Origin of the sequence: Salegentibacter sp. UBA1130, assembly GCF_002311535.1 — a bacterium.
GTDB lineage: Bacteria > Bacteroidota > Bacteroidia > Flavobacteriales > Flavobacteriaceae > Salegentibacter > Salegentibacter agarivorans.
In genome coordinates, this window is the sequence record NZ_DCAP01000031.1 from 205,899 (window position 1) to 227,090 (window position 21,192).

Here is a 21,192-nt window from a genome sequence, read left to right on the forward strand (position 1 = left end):
TAAAAGCTTTAACAACGCCTTAGTTCACATTCTTTGCCTCAGTTCATAACTTTAAATTTCCAAAAAAATAGTTATGAAAGAGAAAACATTGAAAACCATTAACCCGGCCACGGGTAAAGAATTAGACACTTACGAATATTTTACAGACCAGGAAGCAAAAGATGCCGTGGAAGAATGTCACCAGGCATTTTTAAAATGGCGTGAAAAATCTCCAAAACAAAGAGCTGAGGTAATTAAAGCAATAGGGGAGAAGCTAACCGAATACAAAGCCGAATTGGTAAAATTAATGACTGCCGAAATGGGTAAATTACTCAAGCAAGGAGAACAGGAAATTGATCTTTGTGCAGGAATTTGTGAATGGACAGCAGCCAATGGTCCCGAAAATTTAAAAGATGAAGAACGTGAGTTGCCAGATGGCGGTCGCGGAATAATCACTTACTCACCTATTGGAGTAATCTACGGAATCCAACCCTGGAATTTCCCCGCTTACCAGGTAATTAGATATACAATTGCCAACCTTATGGCTGGAAATGGAGTTTTACTGAAACACGCTGAAAGTGTGACCGGTTCAGGATTACTTCTCGAAAAAATATTTAAAGAAGCCGGTTTGCCCAAAGACCTTTTTAAAGTGCTTTTAATAGACCACGACCAGTCAGATTCTATAATTGAACACGATCTTGTGAGGGGTGTAACCTTAACCGGAAGCCCGGGAGCCGGGAAAATAATTGGTGAAAAAGCAGGCGCTAACCTTAAGAAAACTGTTTTGGAACTCGGTTCTAATGATGCTTATTTAGTACTTGAAGATGCCGATATTAAGAAAGCTGTGGAATGGTGCGTAAAAGGTAGAGTTTATAATAATGGCGAAACCTGTGTGGCTGCCAAAAGATTTGTGGTTACCGAGAAAGTCTACGATGAATTTAAAGAAGCTTTTGTAGAAAAGATGAAGAATTTAAAAGCTGGAGATCCAACCAGTGATGAGAGCGACCTTGGGCCAATGGCACGAGAAGATCTTCGCGAAGAATTGCACGAACAGGTTGAAGACAGTGTGAAGAAAGGAGCGGCAGTACTGTGCGGCGGTAAAATTCCCGATGGTGATGGCTTTTATTATCCTGCTACCGTTTTGGCAAACGTAAAGCCGGGCCAACCTGCTTACGACGATGAACTTTTTGGACCCGTGGCTTCGTTGATAAAAGCTAAAGATGATGAAGATGCAATGCGAATTGCTAATGATAGCCGTTTTGGACTTGGAGGGGGAATTTTCTCTGAAGATGTAGATAAGGCCGTAGAATTGGCCAGTAAGCACTTTGATACCGGGATGGTATTTATTAATTCATTCGGGCTTGCACAACCAAATATGCCTTTTGGCGGAGTGAAAAATTCAGGTTACGGCCGTGAACACGGTGGCTTCGGACTTAAAGAATTTGTAAACGCCAAAGCGATTAATATTCTAAACGGATAATTTTTCGTAATAATTATATAAAAATGTAGTTTGAAAGCTTTTAGTTTTTAAACTACATTTTTTAATTCACATATAAAACTTGTGAAGTTCTTGAATCGTCTGGATGTACGGTTACTATAAATAAACTACCGTAAACTTTTTCATCAATATCCTGGTATTTTTTTCTTCCTAAGATGTAATTTACCCATTCGGGGTTTAGGTTGCTATGCCCAACTACCAAAACTGTTTTATTTTTTGTGTTTTTCTGAAAATCTTTATCGTTTAATTTTTCTGTATTGTAGAACTTAACCTCTTTGTTTTTAGCTTCAGCTATAGGCCGGGCGGTATTTAAGGTTCTTTTGTATTCTGAACTATATATAAGATCAAAATCTATATCCTTAAAGGTTTTTACCCAATCCTGGGTTCTTTTTTCACCTGTTTCGGTTAATTCGGGGTCTTCGTTTTGAGCATCTGTGGTATCCTTTTCAGCATGCCGAATAAAATAATAGGTGGTAATTGCTTCTGAAGGATCTTTGGCAGCTTCCATAATTTCCTCTGGTTCTTTATCTTCAAAATTGCAGGAGGTTAAAAAAATAAGACTCAAAACTAAAAGATATGGTTTCATATTTATTTTATTTCCAGTTCTAAAAGAATAAACTGCGTAATTTGATCACTAAAGCTACTAAAATTATCGTCTGAAACCAGCAACAAAGATTTTTTTCCGTTTAGTAAATCGGGGCCAAAGGTCATTCCTTCAATATTATCTATAGTTTCCTCGGTGAGGAAATTTTTAACCGATTTAAAATCGAAAACCAGTCTTTTTTCAGCATACTGGTAATTAGATTTACGAAGATTTTCCAGTGCTAAAGTATTGGTAGCTTCTGAAGCATCTACATCAAAAATCTTGACCGTATTCCCGTTAGAGCCATACCCGGCAGAATAAGCGCGTTCCAGAACAAGAAATTTATCTTCAGCATATTCCAAAATTTCGGTAACCCCATTTACAGCAAACCAGTTAATTGGAAACTTTGAAATTCCGTCTAATTTATATGCGAATTGTCGTTCTGGCTTTTGCGTATTTTTATTGTATTTGGTAATTCTTACCGGCGAGTTTGTAGCATAGATTTTAGGTTTAGGACCATCTTTTTCCAGTGGAAGTTCCATTGCTACCCAATAAGCTTTTTTATCAAAACTTTGGGCTAAACCTTCAAAAACTCCATTATTTCTGGGTTTTTGTTCTCCCGAAGCTTTAAAATATTCCGGAATTTCGTAAGCTGATAAAAATTCTCCCTTGGTAGAAATATGAAAAACGGAGGGATCTTTCCCATTTTGAATAGAACCTTCGGCTGATAATACTAATTCATTTTTTTCAGCATCAAATCTAAATCCTTCTAGATCGGGCGTGTGTTGTTTGTAAAACTCATGGTTTCTATTCAATTTAATAACTTCAGTAATTAAAACTGTGTCTATAGATCGGTTCAACAAGGGAATTTCAGCTTTATAAACTCGCGGATTGGAAGCCTGGTCGCAAACAAGGTAATAACTGCCATTGTGAAAATCTATACCTGAAAGTCCGCCCACTATGGTGCCTTCAACTTCAAGATTTTGCGGGAGTACCACATCGTCTAAATAGCGCAATTTAATATTTGAATTGTCAATATTTTTTGTTGTAGCGCAGCCAAAAAAGCTTACAGCCACCAGGAGTAAAAGGAGTCTTTTCATCAAGGTATTTTAGCTTCAAAAATAACAAATCCTTAAGAGAAATATGGGAGTTTATTGAGAGTTTAAGCTGGCTTCATATTGTAAATTGAAATTATTATTAACACCTAAAACCATATATTATGAATAATGATCAGTTAGAAGGAAAGTGGAAACAAGTTAGAGGTCAGTTTAAGCAAAAGTATGGTGATGTGACCGATGATGATACCACTTATTCTGAAGGAAAATTTGATGAAATGCTTGGTCGTTTACAGGAAAAAACTGGTAAGACTAAGGAAGAATTAAAAAGAGAAATTGATAGTATGTAATTTGCAACTATGAAAAAGAGAAAAGGCTGGATAAATTTTTATCCAGCCTTTTTTTTTGATTTTCATCTAAAATTATTCGGTTTCTACCGGGTTGGTTTCATTTCTAAATACCAACTCCTCGTTAAACTCATCTATTAGAATAATACTGTCGGTTTTAATATTTCCCGCGAGAATTTCTTTAGATAGCTTATTTAAAACTTCCCGCTGAACTACTCTTTTTACCGGCCTTGCGCCAAACTGTGGATCAAAACCGCGACTGGCAAGGAAACTAATTGCTTCATCTGTAGCATCAAGAACAATGTGCTGTTTTTCAAGCATTTTCTTCACCTCTTTAAGCTGAAGTGAAACAATTTTCCTGATATCTTTTTGCGTTAAAGGACTAAACATTATAATATCGTCTATCCTATTTATAAATTCTGGTCTTACGTTTTGCTTCAATAACGCCAGAACTTCAGTTTTTGCAGATTCCATTGCGGTATCCAGGTCTTTCATATTTTCATATTTATCCTGAATAATATGGCTTCCCATATTGGAAGTCATAATAATAATGGTGTTTTTAAAATCGGCCAGGCGTCCTTTATTATCGGTTAGCCTTCCTTCATCCAGCACTTGCAATAAGATATTGAAAGTATCTGGGTGGGCTTTTTCAATTTCATCTAAAAGCACCACGGAATAAGGTTTTCTTCGCACTGCCTCGGTAAGCTGGCCACCTTCGTCATAACCTACATACCCTGGAGGCGCTCCTACCAAACGACTCACAGAATGCCTTTCCTGGTATTCACTCATATCAATACGTGTCATTGCAGATTCATCATCGAATAAGTATTCTGCAAGCGCTTTAGCCAGCTCGGTTTTTCCAACTCCCGTGGTTCCAAGAAACAAGAAAGAACCAATTGGCCGTTTTTGATCCTGTAAACCAGCCCGGCTTCTTCGTACCGCATCACTTACAGCAATTATGGCTTCTTCCTGTCCAACCACACGTTTATGTAATTCGTCTTCAAGTTTTAATAACTTTTCACGATCGCTTTGCAACATTTTAGTCACCGGGATTCCGGTCCATTTTGCCACAACTTCAGCAATATCTTCGTTGGTTACTTCTTCCTGGATAAGTGATTTTTCATTCTGATTCTCGGTTACGGTTTTTTGCAATTCTTCCAGCTTCTCCTGGGCTTCTTTGATCTTTCCGTAGCGAATTTCGGCTACTTTCCCGTAATCGCCTTCACGCTCTGCACGTTCTGCTTCAACTTTAAAGTTTTCAATATCAGATTTTAAATTCTGAATATTATCTACCACGCCCTTTTCATTCTGCCAGCGCGCGTGCAACTCGTTTCGCTCTTCTTTTAGGTTTGCCAGTTCAGCCCGTAGTATTTTTAGCTTATTTTCATCTTTTTCGCGTTTTATTGCTTCAATTTCAATCTCCAGCTGCATAATTCTTCTATCCAGAACATCGAGTTCTTCGGGTTTAGAATTAATCTCCATCCGTAGTTTTGATGCCGCTTCATCCATTAAATCAATGGCTTTATCGGGCAAGAAGCGGTTGGTAATATAACGCTGAGATAATTCTACCGCGGCAATAATTGCTTCGTCTTTTATTCTAACCTTGTGGTGAGTTTCATATTTTTCTTTAATTCCGCGTAAAATAGAAATTGCACTTTCAGTATCTGGTTCATTTACAATAACTTTCTGAAACCTTCTTTCCAGGGCTTTGTCTTTTTCAAAATATTTTTGATACTCATCTAAAGTAGTGGCACCAATAGCACGCAATTCTCCACGAGCCAAAGCAGGTTTTAAAATATTCGCGGCATCCATAGCGCCCTGGCCGCCACCGGCACCCACAAGCGTATGAATTTCATCTATAAAAAGCACGATATTCCCATCACTGGAAGTTACTTCTTTAATAACTGCTTTAAGGCGTTCTTCAAACTCTCCTTTATATTTTGCCCCGGCTATAAGCGCTCCCATATCCAGGTTATAAATCACCTTATTTTTGAGGTTATCTGGAACATCGCCGGCAATAATTCTATGTGCCAAACCTTCGGCAATTGCCGTTTTACCGGTTCCCGGCTCTCCAACCAGCATTGGGTTGTTTTTAGTTCTTCGGGAAAGGATTTGCAAAATTCTACGAATTTCTTCGTCACGGCCAATTACAGGATCCAGTTTTCCTTCTTCGGCCATTCGGTTTAAATTATTGGCGTATTTATCTAAAGAATTATAGGTTTCTTCTGCGCTTTGTGAAGTTACACGATCACCTTTTCGTAATTCTTCTATTGCTGCTTTTAAAGATTTCTCAGTCGCGCCCTGGTCTTTTAAGATCTGGGCTACTTTACTGGAAGATTTAAAAATTGCGAGAATAAGATGCTCAATAGAAACATATTCGTCATTCATCTTCTTAGCGATTGTAGAAGCTTCGTTAACTGCTTTTCCTGCTTCGCGTGAGAGAATAATATCGCCTCCGCTTACTTTGGGAAAACTCTGTAAGGTTTTATCTAAAATTTCGTTGAAGAGGTTGACGTTTATGTTTAATTTTTTCAATAGAAAAGGCGCTACATTTTCGTCTACAATACTTATTGCTTTAAAAATGTGTTCATTTTCAATTTGCTGATGACCTAACTCCCGAGCAAGTTGTTGTGCCTGCTGGATGGCCTCCTGGGATTTTATGGTAAAATTATTAAAATTCATAGTCGTTTATTTTTTGAATGAATAAAGCAATTGATATACCATTAAAAAATTAAGACAAAATGGCTGTTATTATTCAGAAATTAACGTCAAATTGACACTTGGGTTAAAGTTTTGAAAATAATTTTGATTTGAGAAGGAGATTAAATTTATTAAGAATTAATTTTATACGAAAGAAATAACTATGGGATTACTAGATAAAATTTTTAAAAGTGATGGGGATGAAGCGAAAGAAAAAGCTGAATTTCCCTGGACAGATTTAACCGATAAAGACCAAATTACCATTGCGAAGGAAGAATCTAAAGAAAGAACGATAGGAATTTTTAAGCATTCCACCAGTTGTGGAATTAGTAAAATGGTGTTGAGGAATTTTGAAAGGGAATATGAAGAAAATGAAAATACGAAACTTTATTTTCTGGATCTAAGAAAGCATCGTGACGTTTCTAACGCGGTGGCCGATGAGTTGAGTGTGAGACACGAAAGTCCGCAGTTAATTATTCTGCAAAATGAAGAAGTAGTGCACCATGCTTCTCACCAGGATATTGATGCCACAAAATTGAAGGATTTATCCTAAAAAATAAATTCTTGTTAAAACTGCCAGTAAGCTGAGTTTGATGAAATTCCATTTGTATCTTTTATCTACAAAAACCAATAAATTAAACTGTAATGGCTAAGAAGGAAGATATTAAAAAAATGGAGGAGAACTGGGAGTCTTTAAAAAAGGAGGATAAAAACCGGGAGCAGGAAGAATTCCGTGATCTTAAGCAAAAAGAACGCGATAGGGATAAAAGCAAATCCAAGAAGCAACCGAATAAAGAAGATTCTACAAAAACCGGGAAAGCTAATGCCCGTGAAGAGCGCGAGTTTATGGATCAAACCCAGAAAGAGAAAACGGCAAATAAAGATAAATTGTAGAGGCCTTAGAATACTTTATATTTAGTTCAAAATTTTATAAGACCTGCCCAGATTATTCAATGGAGCAGGTCTTGCATTTCATTTTTTCAGGAAAACGATTAAGAGTTATTCTTTTGCACTTTCCTGTTTTGCATCTTCAAACTCAATATCGGCGTCTATAGATCCTTTGAAAGCTTCAATCCAGGCATTCTTAAAGATATTTAAGACTGTTGTCCAAACGCCAGATTCAACATTATTTAGGTCTCCTTCTAAAGGAACACGGGTGGCCAAAGTATCAGTGCCCTGGTTTTTGAGAGCGAACTTTAAAAAACCGACAAAACCTTCCCATAACTTCTTGAAAATTCCGCCATCATCATCTTTTTCAATAAGCTTAGTGTTAATCAACATGGGTTTTATATAACCTTTCAGAAATCCATTGGCTATAGCAAGTTCACTGTATAATTCAAAGGTTCCACTTTCAAAATCCACTCCCGCGTAGCGGCGGGTAATTTCGTTTAACGATGTAGCCTCAGCTTTTTTTAGACTAAATTCCATATCCATATCGGGAATTTGTTTTAGTAAATTTAGATTTCCATGAATTCCTACATCGCCACCGCCCATAGAAACAGCATTGGCCCATAAATGGGAAGGAAGTTCTTTTTCCCTGTCTACAACATTGCTGAGATTATGTGCTTTTAAACTAATTTTTTCTAAAAACAAACTAATTTGAGGCTCTGTAGATACTTCTACAAAATTCGCAGTTCCGTTATGTACTACAAAATGGTTTATATCTATAGGTACTAAATTGGTGAGAGCTTTAGTCCAGTCTTCAACATCTGCTTCATCTTTCTTTTCCTGGTTTTCAAAAATGTAGTTGAAATTAGGATCTTGCATCTCAATTTCACTCACAATTTTGCCTTTAAACAAAGAGCGCCAATCTATTGAAATATCACTATAAGGAAAGTCTAACAGCGGTTTTTCTCCCTGGGAGTTTTCTTCCATTAAGATTAAACCTTCAATTTGGTAAGCGCCACGCCAAAGGGAAAGATCAACATCTGAAACACTACCTTCATAGCCCGGAATATTATTGAGGGTTTTAGTAACATAATTTTCTAAAATATAGGGAAGTGCAATCCTACCAATAATCAATAGCACGACGATAAGAACTGGTAAGACATACCTTTTCTTAGTGTACTTTTTTCTTTTCTCATTTTTACTCATGCCCAGAAGTTTATGCTAAAATGAGATTAAAAATCAGTATGTTAAGTTAAAAAATTTTTAAAAATGCATCAGCAAAAAAAAGCTAAGGAATATTAACCGTATAGGACGCTTCAAAAGTTTTATTGGCTTCTAGAATTTCAATCCCTTCTTTGGTTTTTAGGTTTTGATCGGTGCCCTCAATATCGGCAATTCCTAGCCAGGGTTCAATGCAAACATAGGGTGCGCCCGGTTTAGCCCAAATTCCCAGGTTTTTAAAATCTGAATATTCTACTGATAAAATTGCACCAGAATTTTTACTTTTTAATGCAACTTTTTTAGACCTAATATTTTTGAAAATCAGTGCGTCTTTGGCAAAAAGCTCTTTATGTAGTCTAATTTTATCTTCGTTGTCTAATATTCCCTCGGTGTTATAACTTACCAGTCCATTTTTGCTTAAAACATGGGTTCGTAAGTCCATTTTTTGATCAAATTCCAGGTAATAATCTTCGTAAACTTCATTTTTACTAATAGGAGTATTAAACGCAGGATGCCCGCCCAGTGAAAAATAAAGGGGTTTTTCGTCTAAATTGAAAACTTGATGTTTAATTTTCAGGCTTTTTTCATCCAGAATAAATGAGATTTCAAACCTAAATTTAAATGGATAAATTTCTAAAGTTTTTTCTGAATATTCCAGTTGAAATGCTAAAGAATTTGAAGTTTTTTCCTTGAATTTAATTTCTTCATTATACCTAATAAACCCGTGTTTAGGCATTTTATAAGTTTTTCCGTCAAAAATATATTCCCCGTTTTTTAAGACACCAATTACTGGAAACAAATTAGGCGCCTGGCTTGCCCAAAATTCAGGATTTCCCTGCCATAAATGTTCTATTCCGGTTTCCAGGTTTTTAAGGCTGGATATTTCTGCGCCAATGGAATTTACGTTAATACTTAAGAACTCGTTCTGTAACTCGTGCATTTCAACAATTATTTTTTCTTTCTCCTGTTCGCATTTTTATCCCCGCGAGTTTTTGGCTTTTTATACTTTTTGGCAATTTCTCTTCGGTAAGATCCGCCAAGATTCTCTTTCCTGTTTTTTTCTTTCTTCTCGTGAAAAGCAGGGCCGGGAGCGTTTTCGTCCTTATTTTTCCCCGGGTTATTAATTTCAAAAACCTTAGGTTGCTCTTCCGGAATTAATTCTGAAGAAATTTCAATTTCCGCAGGTAATTCTTCCTGCGGAACTTCCATTTTCATCAGAGCTTCAATTTTTTCAAGTGATTCCAATTCAGCTTCCGTAGTCATTAATATCGAATTCCCTTCCTTTTCGGCCCTTCCGGTACGGCCAATTCGGTGCATATAATTTTCAGGATATTTTGGCGTATCAAAATTGATCACGTGGCTTACCGATTCAATATCAAGTCCACGAGCCATAACATCGGTTGCAACTAAAATTCGGCAAAATCCGCTGCCAAATTGTTTGATACTACGCAAACGATAATTTTGGGTTTTATTGGAATGAATAACCGTGCATTCATCATGGAAATACTGTTCTAATTCCGGGTAAAGTCGGTCGGCCATTCTTTTATAAGCCACAAAGATCAAGACCTTGGAGTAGGTTTCTTTATCGGCTAAAAGATGTTTTAGTAAATTTACTTTAGTATAGAAGTTCGGGATTTTATAACCGGTTTGTTTAATATTATCAAGGGGCGTTCCACTGGCAGCGACAGAAATAGTTTGCGGACTTTTAAAATTAGCCTCGATTAGATTTTCAACATTTTCAGTAATTGTTGCTGAAAACATAATGTTTTGTCGGTTCTGCGGAAGCAATTCAAAGATATTATTGATCTGAAATTTAAAACCCAGGTCTAACATCACATCTACTTCATCTATCACTAATTTTTGAATAGATTTTAACTGAAGCGCGCGTCTAAGTACAAGATCGTACAATCTTCCCGGTGTGGCTACCACAATATCCTGGCCCTGTAAAAGCGATTGATGCTGCGTGTTCATATTTACACCACCATAAATACCGGTGATACGAACATTCATATAAGCGGTTAGTTTTTCAATTTCTTCAACTACCTGCACCACAAGTTCGCGCGTAGGCACCAAAACCAGTACCCGCGGATTTTTTTGTTCCGAATATTTAAGCATTCGTAATATTGGAAGCATATAGGCAAAGGTTTTCCCGGTACCGGTTTGCGCGATGCCCACCATATCTTTCCCAGACATAATTGTAGAAAAAGATTCCTCTTGAATAGGTGTAGGCGTGTTAATGCCAATATCTTCCAGCGCATTGCGCAGGGGAGTGGTAATATTTAAATCCTGAAAAGTCACTAAATGAAGTTTTTATGAACCGGCAAAGTTAGTGAAACTCTAATTTAAAATTGCTCCTGGCAATTTTAAATTAGTTAGTTGAACTAATCCCGTGGCAGGACGGGAAATAATCTATAAAAGTTCTGAATTATTTTATTTTCAAAAACCGTCTTGCTGAACTTGTTTCAGCATCTAAGATGAATAAATGTAAAACTCAACTAAGACCTCCGATAGAAATCGGAGCAGGCTCTGAACCTAGTTCAGAGTGACGAGGAATTACAAACTTAGAATAAAATGAAAGCTCACAAGTTTTTCAATTCTATCAATAAGGAATCATTTCATTTATTTCGGTATTTTTGATAAAAATCATTTAGATGAAAAAGATTCTTGCCTTTACCGGTTCCAATAGTAGTACTTCCATTAATTTTCAGTTATTAACACATGTAGCTAATCGCATACAGGGGCACGAGGTGAAAGTTCAGGATTTTACCCAGTATGAATTACCAATTTATAGCGTCGATAGGGAAATGGAGAAGGGTATGCCTATAGGCGCCACCATAATTAATAATATTATTAAGGACCACGACGCATTGGTAATTGCGGTGAATGAGCATAATGGCAATGTTTCAGCTTACTTTAAAAATATAATCGATTGGCTTTCCCGATTAGACCGTAATTTCCTTGAGGGAAAAAAGATTTTATTGATCAGTACTTCTCCCGGCAAACGTGGAGCCGCATCAGCTTTAGAATATACTAAGGGGATTTTACCAAGATTTGGCGGCGAGGTGATAGAAAGCTTCAGTTTACCTTCCTTTAATGATAATTTTAAAGACGGGAAGGTGCTAAATGAAGTACTGGATATGGGAATAGAAGATGTGTTAACCACTTTTTCTCATCAACTGGAAGAATAAAATTATCTCGCTTTTTTTATATTGAATTCTTCGTTGGCCTTGCCAATACTGGACAATTCAGTTTCAGATTTCCCTGTAAGTCCCATATCTTCCTTGTGTTTGTCTACCGGGCTTCCGAATAATATAAGCCAGGCTTCTTTTAGTGATTTAGCCTTCCAGATATCCTTGCCAACCTCAATCCATTCGTGGAAAACGAGGAAAAAAGGATTGTAGGAGTTTACCGGTTTGGTAATACCATAACGGGGTTTTTCATCTTCTTCCTGGAAAGTTCCGAAAATACGATCCCAGAATATAAAAGTAGAACCATAATTTTTATCCAGATATCTTTCATTTACCGAATGGTGTACCCGGTGGTGCGAGGGCGTAGTAAAGATATACTCGATTGGCCGGGGTAATTTTTTTATTAATTCGGTATGAATCCAGAATTGATAAAGTACTTCCAGTTGATGCACAATAAAGAACACCAAGGGATGAAAGCCTAACAATACTACCGGTAAAAAGAAAATGATCTTTAAATTCTGCGTCCAGGATAATCTAAAAGAAGTTGATAAATTATAATGTTCAGAAGAATGATGAACCACGTGTGTAGACCACCAAAAACGTTGTTCGTGAGCAAATCTATGTGCCCAATACCTGCTAAAATCCAATAATATTAAACATAATACATAAGACCACCAGGTATGTGGAATTTTAAACGGCGCCAGATTAAAAAAGAAAAGGAACACCATAAAGACTCCTATTTTCATAAACCCGTTCAGGATTAAATTACCAATCCCAATGGCTGTAGAAGCCAGGAAATCTTTCCCCGAATAAAGATTTTTGTACTTTTTTCTACCAATAAGGAATTCAAGTAAAACAAAAAAGAACATAAGTGGGGCCACAACCCAAATAACAGTAGTGAAATCAAGGTTTTCTATATCGGCTAAAGTAAGTTTTTCTGAATCTGTAAACATTGAAAATATTGGATCTTTATATTGAATTTTGCGCTTGGGAGGACTTGTCTTAATATTAAACTTTTTTCCTGCGATTTCAAAAGTATTTTTAGTTAATTTTTTTTCTGCTTTAATAAGGCTTTGTTTTCAATTAAATTTTTGGCAAAATCACAAAAGATTTTAAATATGTGCTACGTTAAATTGTTCTTACCTTTGCGCCCAAAATTGAAGCCAGGTGCGTACTAAACTAACTTATACTTTAGAAAAGCCGTTAAAATTCAAACAGCAACTCTTGCAATGGAGTAAGCAGTTTGAAGAAATTGCCTGGCTGGACAGCAATAATTACCATCAGGAGCATGGCGAATTTGATGCTTTGCTGGCTGTGGGCGCATTTACCGCAATAAAAACCGATTACCACCAGGCTTTTGCCACACTTCAGGAATACCAGCAAACCACTAAAGATTGGATTTTCGGTTACCTGTCTTACGATCTTAAAAATGACGTGGAAAGACTTTCTTCTAAAAACCACGACGGATTGGATTTCCCGGATCTCTATTTTTTTCAGCCTCAAAAACTATTCTTGCTGAAAGGAGACCAGTTGGAAATGCATTATTTAAATATGCTGGACGATGAAATTGAAGAAGATTTTACCGAGATTTCAAATCTATCAATAAACCAGATTGAAACCGGAAAACCGGAAACCGAAAACCCGGAATCAAAAATACAGGCTAGAATCTCTAAAGAAGAATATCTTCAAAAAGTCGAAAAAATGCTCGCTTATATCCAGCGCGGCGATATTTATGAAGCAAATTTTTGCCAGGAATTTTTTGCTGAAAATAGAGAGATTGAGCCTTTTAAAGTTTTTCAGGACCTTAATGATCTCTCGGGCCCGCCATTTGCGACTTTTCTCAAACTGGAAGAACATTATTTGCTTTCGGCTTCGCCAGAGCGCTATTTAAAGAAATCAGGATCAAAATTAATTTCCCAACCTATAAAGGGCACAGCCAGGCGCTCGCAGAATTCAGAAGAAGATATCAAAATTGCCGAGGAGCTTTCCAAAGACCCGAAGGAGCAATCTGAAAATGTGATGATCGTAGACCTGGTGCGAAATGACCTCTCTAAAATTGCGAAAATAGCCAGTGTAAATGTAGATGAACTTTGCAAGGTTTATTCCTTTAAACAAGTGCATCAAATGATTTCTACAGTTTCTGCGGAACTTGATGACGGCATTCCGCCGGTAGAAGCTTTACGAGCAACATTTCCTATGGGAAGTATGACGGGGGCGCCAAAGATTTCAGCAATGAAAATTATTGAAGAGCTGGAAGAAACAAAACGCGGACTCTACAGTGGTGCCGTGGGTTATTTTACTCCAAACGGCGATTTCGATTTTAACGTGGTTATACGCAGTATTTTATATAACTCGGCGAAAAAATATGTGTCTTTTTCGGTTGGAGGCGCAATTACTGCCGGTTCTAAACCGGAGAAAGAGTATGAGGAATGCCTGTTAAAGGCAGCCGCAATGCGGCATGCTTTAGAATAAATTTTTCAAGAATTTCAAATAATCTTGGCCAAAAAGGTATTTTAAAGTCCTCCCTTTCGGGGAGGATTTAGGAGGGGCTTTTCGTATCTTTGATTTTCTATGGAAAAAGCTTTCAAAAATGAGATCAAATCTCAATTCCCGTACTTGTGTAACACCAGGCTTTTGCTTGCAGTAAGCGGCGGGGTAGATAGCGTGGTACTGGTCCATTTATGTAATTCGGCTAAACTTGATTTTGCTTTAGCACATTGCAATTTTAACCTTAGAGATGAAGAAAGTGATGCCGATGAAGATTTTGTAACCGACCTTGCAAAAAGGTTAAAAGTGAAGCTTTTTGTAGAGAATTTTGATACCGAGCAATACGCTAAAGATAATGGCCTATCCATTCAAATGGCGGCACGAGATCTTAGGTATGAATGGTTTGAAGAATTAAGAATAAAACATCAATTTGATTATACCCTCACGGCTCATCACGCGAACGATAGTTTAGAAACTTTTTTTATTAATTTATTACGAGGTGCCGGTCTGGAAGGTTTAAGCGGTATAAATGCTGACAGTAATAAGATAATAAGACCTTTGCTTAATTTCTCCCGAAAAGAAATAGAAGCTTACGCGAGAGATAATAATATTGCCTGGCGAGAAGATAGCACGAATGCTTCTACAAAATACCTTCGGAATAAAATTAGGCACGAGCTTGTACCTGTTTTAGAAGAAATAAATCCGCAGTTTTTAGAAACTTTTTTAATAACTCAATCTCATTTAAAAGAAAATGAGGAATTGGTAGAGGATTATATGAGTTTGCTCTACCCAAAAATTATAGGTAAAACAAAATACGGTTACAGCCTGGATATAAATTATCTTAAAAAAGTACCGAATACTTCAGCCATTTTATACCAATTGCTTAAATCTTTCGGCTTTACCGAATGGAACGATGTTTACAATTTATTAGATGCACAACCGGGAAAAATGGTTTTTTCAGCATCACACAGGTTAATAAAAGATCGGGATTATTTGCTGCTTACCGAAATTGATAAAACGGAAAATAAAACTTATAAAATTGCGAAAAATGAAGATTTTGCAATGTTGCCAATGGGAACTTTTTCATTTTCAGAAGTTAAAGAAATAACAGAAAAAACTTCAAATTGTATTTATGTAGATCCTGAAAAATTGGATTATCCGCTCATGGTAAGAAAATGGCAGGAGGGCGATATATTTTATCCTTTTGGGATGAAAGGAAAGAAGAAGTTAAGCGACTTCTTTAAAGACAAAAAATTATCTTTGCCCGAGAAAGAAAACAGCTGGTTGCTGTGCTCTGGCGAAAAAATTGTTTGGGTGATTAATCAGCGTGCCGACAGGCGTTTTTCAATTACTTCACCCGATCAAAAAATTATAAAAATCACTTTCAGTTTATGAAATATCTGGCGAGTCTGCTCTTATTTTTTATTCCATTTATCCAATTACAGGCACAATATTTTGACGAGGGGAGCGGAGATTCCCAAATGGCAGATCCCATAAGCTGGGAAGCTTCCGTAGAAAAGGAAAACGATAGTATCTTCACGCTTATTTTTACTGCAAATCTTGAAGATGGCTGGCATTTATATTCGCAAAAGGAAGCCGATATTGATATTGCGCCTATCGCCACGACTTTCTCTTATAATAATACTGAAGAAAATTTTGAACTTATTGGTGAAACTACAGAGCCAGATATAGAACCTATTTACGACAAGGTTTTTGAAGCCGATATCACCTATTTTGAAGATGAAGCGGTTTTTAGGCAACAAATAAAAGTACAGCCTGAAAGTGATCCTGAAATTATTGCCGAAATTTATTTCTCTGTTTGTGATGATGAAAAATGTTTGCCTCCGGAAACCGAACGTTTCAATATTTCTCTTGAAGACAATGAAATAACCGCAGGTTTTACCGACCTGGAAATTTCTGAAAAAGACAAAGAACTTACCGAAGCATTAAACATTAATGTTTCAGGAATGGAAAAATTTGCCCCTGAAGAGGAAGAGGGCAATAATTTTCTAAATATTTTTCTGCTTGGTTTTATTGGTGGTTTAATCGCTTTGCTTACACCTTGTGTTTTTCCTATGATTCCGCTTACGGTTTCATTTTTTACCAAGGGCGCTAAAAACCGACAAAAAGGATTGGTTAACGCGATTTTATACGGTTTTTTCATATTCATTATCTATGTTTTGCTCAGCTTACCTTTTCATTTACTGGACAGTGTAAATCCTGAAATTCTCAATAATATCTCCACAAATGTTACGCTGAATATTATTTTCTTTATCATTTTCATCATTTTCGCGTTCTCTTTTTTCGGTTATTATGAGATCACCTTACCGAGTTCCTGGAGTAATAAGATGGACGATAAAGCTTCTAGCGTGGGAGGTTTTGTAGGCATCTTTTTTATGGCACTTACATTAGCTTTAGTTTCTTTTTCCTGTACCGGCCCTATTTTAGGTTCACTCCTTGGTGGATCGCTTACCAGTGATGGTGGTGCGATGCAGCTTTCTATGGGAATGGGTGGTTTTGGTCTTGCGCTGGCGCTTCCTTTTGCACTTTTCGCTCTATTTCCTAACTGGCTTAATTCTTTGCCAAAAAGTGGCGGTTGGCTAAATACGGTAAAAGTAACCTTAGGTTTTATAGAATTAGGACTGGCCTTTAAATTCCTTTCTAACGCCGATCTTGTGGAACATTGGGGACTTCTAAAGCGTGAAATTTTCCTTGGAATATGGATTCTTGTAGGTTTAGGACTTATGGCTTATTTATTCGGATTTATTCGTTTTCCTCACGATGGGCCTAAAAAGAAAATCAGTAAAGTTAGATTTGGTGTGGGCGTGCTTACTTTCTTATTTGTACTTTATTTAATTCCCGGTTTAACCAATACTTCTGCAGCCAACCTTAAATTATTAAGTGGTTTTCCTCCACCATTATTTTATAGCATTTACGACAAAGGTACCGAAGCACCTTTAGGCCTGGAAGCATACAAAGACTGGGATAAAGGCCTTGAAGCCGCCCGGGAGCAAAACAAACCTATAATCCTGGATTTTACCGGTTGGGCCTGTGTAAACTGCCGGAAAATGGAGGAGCAGGTTTGGAGTAATCCAGAAGTTTTTGACGTTTTAAATGAAGAATATATTCTTATTTCCCTGTATGTAGACGATAGAAAGGAACTCCCCGAGGCAGCGCAGTTTAATTATCTAAAACCAAAAGGAGGAATAAAACCTATTGAAACTATTGGTGATAAATGGGCAACTTTTCAAACCCTTAATTTTAAAAATAATTCCCAACCATTTTATGTGTTGCTGGATAATGATGTAAATCTTCTTAACGAACCTGTTGGTTACACGCCAAACGAGTCAGAATATCTTACCTGGCTTCAAGAAGGTCTTACTAAATTCCAGGAGACAGCGGTAAAATAATCTAAAGCGGGTTAAGCCAGGAAGGCATAAAAGGGAAAATGTTTTTAATTTAGAAGCAGGCCTTGACGCATTTAAAACTCGATTATCGACTAAAATTCCTTTAGGTTTGTCGGGGTAATTTCTATCTTAGGGGCTTAAAATATCCCTTAACTATGAAATTACTCCGTTTAAGTTTTATTCTTCTGTTTTTGAGTTTTTTACCCGTTCATCTTATTTCACAAGAAGAATATGATGTAAAAGAACATTATAACAAAACAGAAGTAGATATCCCAATGCGGGACGGAACTTTGTTACACACTACCATCTATTCCCCAAAAGATACTACTAAAGAATATCCTATTTTAATGCAACGAACTCCATATAGCTCCCGGCCTTATGGAAAAGATCAATTTCGTTCGCTTATTAGCCCGAATGAATATCTGATGAAAGAAGGGAATATAGTGGTTTACCAGGATGTACGGGGCCGCTGGATGAGTGAAGGGAGGTATGATAATATGCGGGCAATTATTCCGAAAAAATCTGGAAATGAATTTGACGAATCCAGCGATACTTATGATACTATTGAATGGCTTATTGAGAATGTAGATAATAATAATGGTAGGGTAGGAACCTGGGGAATTTCGTATCCCGGTCACTACGCTGTTGCTTCTTTAGTAGATGCTCACCCAGCTCTAAAAGCCTCATCTCCACAAGCCGGAATAGGTGATTTCTTTTTTGACGATTTTCATCACAATGGGGCTTATTTATTGAGTTACTGGAGAGCAACCGCACTTTTTGGATATGACAAAACCAGCCCTACTACCGAAGCCTGGTACGAATTGCCGGGTCTTGGTACCCAGGATCAGTACCAGTTTTTTTTAGATGTGGGACCACTTAGTAATCTGGACGAATATTATGGAGAAGACAATATATTTTGGCAACAACTAAAAGAGCATCCAAATTATGATGAATTTTGGCAGAGTCGCGGGATTATTCAGCATTTAGAAGATATTGAACCCGCCGTAATGGTTGTGGGCGGATTGTTTGATGCTGAAGATCTTTACGGTCCTTTTAATACTTACAAGAAAATTGAAGAAACCAGTGATAATTATAATATCATGGTTTTTGGCCCGTGGAGCCACGGCGATTGGGCGAGACAAACCGAAAGGCAGGCTGTAGGAAATGTTTATTTTGGCGATAATATTTCTGAAAATTATCAAAGAAATATTGAAACAAAATTCTTTAACCACTTTTTAAAAGAAGACGGCGATGGTGATGTAGATCTAGCTGAAGCTTATGTTTACGATACCGGAGCCCGAAAATGGAATTCTTATGAAGCCTGGCCTCCAAAAGAAGCAGAATCTAAAGTTTTTTACCTGGGAGATAACCAGGAATTAACCAACGAAGCTACCAATAATGAAGAAAGCTTTGTAAGTGACCCTGCAAAACCTGTATCATATAATAATGAAATTAAAGCGGTGTTCACTCCAAGAGAATATATGACAGGCGACCAGCGTTTTGCCGCCAGGAGACCAGATGTTTTGGTTTTTGAAACCGAAGTACTGGAAGAAGATATGAAACTTACCGGTGAGATTTTGGCACGTTTAAACGTGGCAACCACAGGAACTGCGGCAGATTGGGTGGTAAAAGTAATAGATGTTTACCCGGCCGACTCAGAAGATTACGAAGAAACCATGGACCATCTTGATATGGACAACTACCATATGATGGTGCGTAGTGAAGTGATGCGAGGCAGATTTAGAAACAGTTTTGAAAATCCCGAGCCATTTGAGCCTAACAAGAAGACCCCGGTAAATATTACGCTGCAGGATATTAACCATACCTTTAAAAAAGGACATAAATTACAAATTCAGGTGCAAAGTACCTGGTTTCCGCTTATAGACAGAAATCCTCAAACTTTTGTGCCAAATATTTTTGAAGCCGAAGAAGAAGATTTTCAGAAACAAACCCACACCATTTATGGAGATTCTGCAATAGAATTTTCAATATTAAAAGAATAGCCTATGAGTATTAGATTTATTCATAAAATCCTTCTAATCAGTTTCCTGTTTTTAGGTATTTCATGTAGTCAAAAAGAAGGAAATTATTCCGAAGAAGAAATAGCAGAACATTCGGCAGAATTAAATGAATATTTTGAAAAAGAATTTCAAAAAGACGTGGAAGAATCGCCTATGATGCAAACCCAATTGGGACAAAAAACCAATTATGGGAAGTGGGACGATTTTTCACACCTTAAATATGCCGAAGATCGAAAAAAAGCTAAAAAGCGTTTAGAATATTTAAAGAAAGTAGATGCTTCAGCCCTAAACGAGCAAACGCGTTTGAGTTACGATTTATACCTTCAGAAATTAGAAAATGAAGTCGCCGATTATGATTTTCGGTTTTATAATTATCCGGTAAACCAGATGTTTGGGCGCCATGCCGAGCTGCCAGCTTTTTTAATTAATATGCACCGTATAGATTCTATAAGCGATGCCGAAGCTTATATATCCAGGCTAAAGGGGATTCCCAAGGTTATGGAAGAGGTTATTGGAAATCTAAAAATTAGGGAACAAAATGGGATTGTTCCGCCGGTTTTTGTTTTTGACAGGGTTTTGGAATCCAGTAGAAATGTAATTAAAGGCAAACCCTTCGGCAAATCTGTAGAAAACAGTGCCTTACTCAACGACTTTAAATCTAAGCTATCTAAGCTGGAAATTACAAAAGCGCAGGAAAAAGAACTCATTTCAAAAGCTGAAAATGCTCTGGTTAAAGAAGTAAAACCCGCTTACGAAAATTTAATTTCTTTTCTGGAAACTCAACAAAAACGTGCAAATAATGATGCTGGCGCGTGGAAATTTCCAAAAGGAGACGAGTTTTATGCCAATGCTCTTAAAAGAACTACAACTACTAATCTTTCGGCCCAGGAAATTCATCAAATAGGGTTGGATGAAGTAGCACGTATTCACGGCGAAATGGAAAAAATAAAAGAAGAGGTAGGCTTTGAAGGCACACTACAGGACTTCTTTGAGTTTATGCGTACTAATGAGCAATTTTATTACGCCAACGATTCTCTTGGTAAACAAAAATATCTTGCTGAAGCTACCGAAATTATAAACACAATGAAGGCGAATTTAGTCGAACTTTTTCTCACAGAACCTGAAGCAGAACTGGTAGTAAAAGCGGTAGAACCTTTTAGAGAAAAAAGTGCCGGGAAAGCATTTTACCAACAACCTGCAAAAGATGGTTCAAGGCCGGGAACTTATTATGCTAATTTATACGATATGGCTGCTATGCCTACTTACCAAATGGAAGCTTTGGCATACCACGAAGGTATCCCAGGCCACCATATGCAAATTGCCATAGCCCAGGAGTTGGAGGATATTCCGCAGTTTAGAAAGTTTAGTTTTTACACCGCTTATGTGGAAGGTTGGGGCCTCTACAGCGAATTATTACCAAAGGAAATAGGGTTTTACAAAGACACTTATTCTAATTTTGGTAGATTGGCAATGGAACTCTGGCGTTCTTGCAGGCTAGTGGTAGATACGGGAATTCACGCTAAAAAATGGACCAGGCAGGAAGGAATAGAATATTATAAAGCGAATACGCCCAATGCAGAAAGTGACTGCGTGAAAATGGTAGAACGACACATTGTTATGCCGGGGCAGGCTACAGCCTATAAAATAGGAATGAATAAAATACTGGAGTTAAGGGAAGAAGCAGAACAAAAACTAGGTGATGATTTTGATATTAGGGAATTCCATGATGTAATTCTATTAGATGGAGCTTTACCTTTGAATATTCTGGAAGAAAAAGTAGATAACTGGATTTCCGGTAAAACCAACTAAAAAAAATAA

General features: G+C 37.1%; 17 protein-coding genes. 10 read left to right on the forward strand and 7 right to left on the reverse strand.

Going from position 1 to position 21,192, the window contains the following annotated elements:
- The first annotated feature begins 73 nt into the window (after positions 1 to 73).
- Positions 74 to 1,459 carry an NAD-dependent succinate-semialdehyde dehydrogenase gene (locus B4F31_RS12690; protein ID WP_075326278.1) on the forward strand — a complete coding sequence of 462 codons (1,386 nt, stop codon included), beginning with the start codon at positions 74 to 76 and terminating at the stop codon, positions 1,457 to 1,459.
- 61 nt (positions 1,460 to 1,520) lie between these two features.
- On the opposite strand, the gene B4F31_RS12695 is transcribed toward B4F31_RS12690, so the two are convergent.
- On the reverse strand, positions 1,521 to 2,063 hold the full coding sequence (locus B4F31_RS12695; protein ID WP_075326279.1) for a SixA phosphatase family protein: 543 nt from the start codon (positions 2,061 to 2,063) through the stop codon (positions 1,521 to 1,523).
- A gap of 2 nt (positions 2,064 to 2,065) precedes the next feature.
- The gene (locus tag B4F31_RS12700; RefSeq protein WP_286761428.1) at positions 2,066 to 3,160 is read right to left on the reverse strand and encodes an esterase-like activity of phytase family protein; all 1,095 of its coding nucleotides are present in this window, start codon (positions 3,158 to 3,160) and stop codon (positions 2,066 to 2,068) included.
- Positions 3,161 to 3,279: 119 nt separating this feature from the next.
- Between B4F31_RS12700 and B4F31_RS12705 the strand changes: the two genes are divergently transcribed.
- Positions 3,280 to 3,465, forward strand: a complete 186-nt coding sequence (locus B4F31_RS12705; RefSeq protein ID WP_075326281.1) for a CsbD family protein — start codon at positions 3,280 to 3,282, stop codon at positions 3,463 to 3,465.
- Between the two features lie 72 nt (positions 3,466 to 3,537).
- Here B4F31_RS12705 and clpB read toward each other — a convergent pair whose 3' ends face one another.
- Positions 3,538 to 6,144, reverse strand: coding sequence for an ATP-dependent chaperone ClpB (gene clpB / locus B4F31_RS12710; RefSeq protein ID WP_286761429.1), 2,607 nt, complete (start codon positions 6,142 to 6,144; stop codon positions 3,538 to 3,540).
- A gap of 181 nt (positions 6,145 to 6,325) precedes the next feature.
- On the opposite strand from clpB, the gene ytxJ reads away from it, so the two are divergent.
- Together ytxJ and B4F31_RS12720 are read left to right on the forward strand one after the other, a co-directional pair.
- Positions 6,326 to 6,715, forward strand: a complete 390-nt coding sequence (gene ytxJ, locus B4F31_RS12715; protein WP_075326283.1) for a bacillithiol system redox-active protein YtxJ — start codon at positions 6,326 to 6,328, stop codon at positions 6,713 to 6,715.
- A gap of 92 nt (positions 6,716 to 6,807) precedes the next feature.
- Positions 6,808 to 7,056, forward strand: a complete 249-nt coding sequence (locus tag B4F31_RS12720; RefSeq protein ID WP_093302028.1) for a hypothetical protein — start codon at positions 6,808 to 6,810, stop codon at positions 7,054 to 7,056.
- A 105-nt stretch (positions 7,057 to 7,161) separates the two neighbouring features.
- On the opposite strand, the gene B4F31_RS12725 is transcribed toward B4F31_RS12720, so the two are convergent.
- The 3 genes from B4F31_RS12725 to B4F31_RS12735 form a co-directional block, all read right to left on the reverse strand.
- On the reverse strand, positions 7,162 to 8,256 hold the full coding sequence (locus B4F31_RS12725; protein WP_093302030.1) for a DUF748 domain-containing protein: 1,095 nt from the start codon (positions 8,254 to 8,256) through the stop codon (positions 7,162 to 7,164).
- A gap of 82 nt (positions 8,257 to 8,338) precedes the next feature.
- Positions 8,339 to 9,211 (reverse strand): aldose 1-epimerase family protein, encoded by an 873-nt coding sequence (locus B4F31_RS12730; protein WP_075326285.1) that lies wholly within the window; start codon positions 9,209 to 9,211, stop codon positions 8,339 to 8,341.
- Between the two features lie 8 nt (positions 9,212 to 9,219).
- Positions 9,220 to 10,569, reverse strand: coding sequence for a DEAD/DEAH box helicase (locus B4F31_RS12735; RefSeq protein WP_075326286.1), 1,350 nt, complete (start codon positions 10,567 to 10,569; stop codon positions 9,220 to 9,222).
- A 353-nt stretch (positions 10,570 to 10,922) separates the two neighbouring features.
- Between B4F31_RS12735 and B4F31_RS12740 the strand changes: the two genes are divergently transcribed.
- Complete coding sequence (locus B4F31_RS12740; RefSeq protein ID WP_093302033.1) at positions 10,923 to 11,459, forward strand: NADPH-dependent FMN reductase; 537 nt, start codon at positions 10,923 to 10,925, stop codon at positions 11,457 to 11,459.
- A 2-nt stretch (positions 11,460 to 11,461) separates the two neighbouring features.
- On the opposite strand, the gene B4F31_RS12745 is transcribed toward B4F31_RS12740, so the two are convergent.
- Positions 11,462 to 12,412, reverse strand: coding sequence for a sterol desaturase family protein (locus B4F31_RS12745; protein WP_075326288.1), 951 nt, complete (start codon positions 12,410 to 12,412; stop codon positions 11,462 to 11,464).
- Between the two features lie 214 nt (positions 12,413 to 12,626).
- Here B4F31_RS12745 and pabB point away from each other — a divergent pair, with 214 nt between their 5' ends.
- The 5 genes from pabB to B4F31_RS12770 all read left to right on the forward strand — a co-directional run bounded on the left by pabB (position 12,627) and on the right by B4F31_RS12770 (position 21,183).
- The gene (pabB, locus tag B4F31_RS12750) at positions 12,627 to 13,931 is read left to right on the forward strand and encodes an aminodeoxychorismate synthase component I (RefSeq protein ID WP_075326289.1); all 1,305 of its coding nucleotides are present in this window, start codon (positions 12,627 to 12,629) and stop codon (positions 13,929 to 13,931) included.
- 99 nt (positions 13,932 to 14,030) lie between these two features.
- Entirely contained in the window at positions 14,031 to 15,341 is a 1,311-nt protein-coding gene (tilS, locus tag B4F31_RS12755; protein WP_075326290.1) for a tRNA lysidine(34) synthetase TilS, read from the forward strand.
- Complete coding sequence (locus B4F31_RS12760; protein ID WP_286761430.1) at positions 15,338 to 17,356, forward strand: protein-disulfide reductase DsbD family protein; 2,019 nt, start codon at positions 15,338 to 15,340, stop codon at positions 17,354 to 17,356. Before tilS ends, B4F31_RS12760 begins: the two co-directional genes overlap by 4 nt.
- A 152-nt stretch (positions 17,357 to 17,508) precedes the next feature.
- Positions 17,509 to 19,356 carry a CocE/NonD family hydrolase gene (locus B4F31_RS12765; RefSeq protein WP_093302037.1) on the forward strand — a complete coding sequence of 616 codons (1,848 nt, stop codon included), beginning with the start codon at positions 17,509 to 17,511 and terminating at the stop codon, positions 19,354 to 19,356.
- 3 nt (positions 19,357 to 19,359) lie between these two features.
- Positions 19,360 to 21,183, forward strand: coding sequence for a DUF885 domain-containing protein (locus B4F31_RS12770; protein WP_286761431.1), 1,824 nt, complete (start codon positions 19,360 to 19,362; stop codon positions 21,181 to 21,183).
- Positions 21,184 to 21,192: the final 9 nt, after the last annotated feature.

What these genes read in the sequence shown, in the direction of transcription:
- B4F31_RS12690 (WP_075326278.1), top strand. Translation starts at nt 74, where the DNA reads ATGAAAGAGAAAACATTGAAAACCATTAACCCGGCCACGGGTAAAGAA.
- B4F31_RS12695 (WP_075326279.1), bottom strand. Translation starts at nt 2,063, where the DNA reads ATGAAACCATATCTTTTAGTTTTGAGTCTTATTTTTTTAACCTCCTGC.
- B4F31_RS12700 (WP_286761428.1), bottom strand. Translation starts at nt 3,160, where the DNA reads ATGAAAAGACTCCTTTTACTCCTGGTGGCTGTAAGCTTTTTTGGCTGC.
- B4F31_RS12705 (WP_075326281.1), top strand. Translation starts at nt 3,280, where the DNA reads ATGAATAATGATCAGTTAGAAGGAAAGTGGAAACAAGTTAGAGGTCAG.
- clpB (WP_286761429.1), bottom strand. Translation starts at nt 6,144, where the DNA reads ATGAATTTTAATAATTTTACCATAAAATCCCAGGAGGCCATCCAGCAG.
- ytxJ (WP_075326283.1), top strand. Translation starts at nt 6,326, where the DNA reads ATGGGATTACTAGATAAAATTTTTAAAAGTGATGGGGATGAAGCGAAA.
- B4F31_RS12720 (WP_093302028.1), top strand. Translation starts at nt 6,808, where the DNA reads ATGGCTAAGAAGGAAGATATTAAAAAAATGGAGGAGAACTGGGAGTCT.
- B4F31_RS12725 (WP_093302030.1), bottom strand. Translation starts at nt 8,256, where the DNA reads ATGAGTAAAAATGAGAAAAGAAAAAAGTACACTAAGAAAAGGTATGTC.
- B4F31_RS12730 (WP_075326285.1), bottom strand. Translation starts at nt 9,211, where the DNA reads ATGCACGAGTTACAGAACGAGTTCTTAAGTATTAACGTAAATTCCATT.
- B4F31_RS12740 (WP_093302033.1), top strand. Translation starts at nt 10,923, where the DNA reads ATGAAAAAGATTCTTGCCTTTACCGGTTCCAATAGTAGTACTTCCATT.
- B4F31_RS12745 (WP_075326288.1), bottom strand. Translation starts at nt 12,412, where the DNA reads ATGTTTACAGATTCAGAAAAACTTACTTTAGCCGATATAGAAAACCTT.
- tilS (WP_075326290.1), top strand. Translation starts at nt 14,031, where the DNA reads ATGGAAAAAGCTTTCAAAAATGAGATCAAATCTCAATTCCCGTACTTG.
- B4F31_RS12760 (WP_286761430.1), top strand. Translation starts at nt 15,338, where the DNA reads ATGAAATATCTGGCGAGTCTGCTCTTATTTTTTATTCCATTTATCCAA.
- B4F31_RS12765 (WP_093302037.1), top strand. Translation starts at nt 17,509, where the DNA reads ATGAAATTACTCCGTTTAAGTTTTATTCTTCTGTTTTTGAGTTTTTTA.
- B4F31_RS12770 (WP_286761431.1), top strand. Translation starts at nt 19,360, where the DNA reads ATGAGTATTAGATTTATTCATAAAATCCTTCTAATCAGTTTCCTGTTT.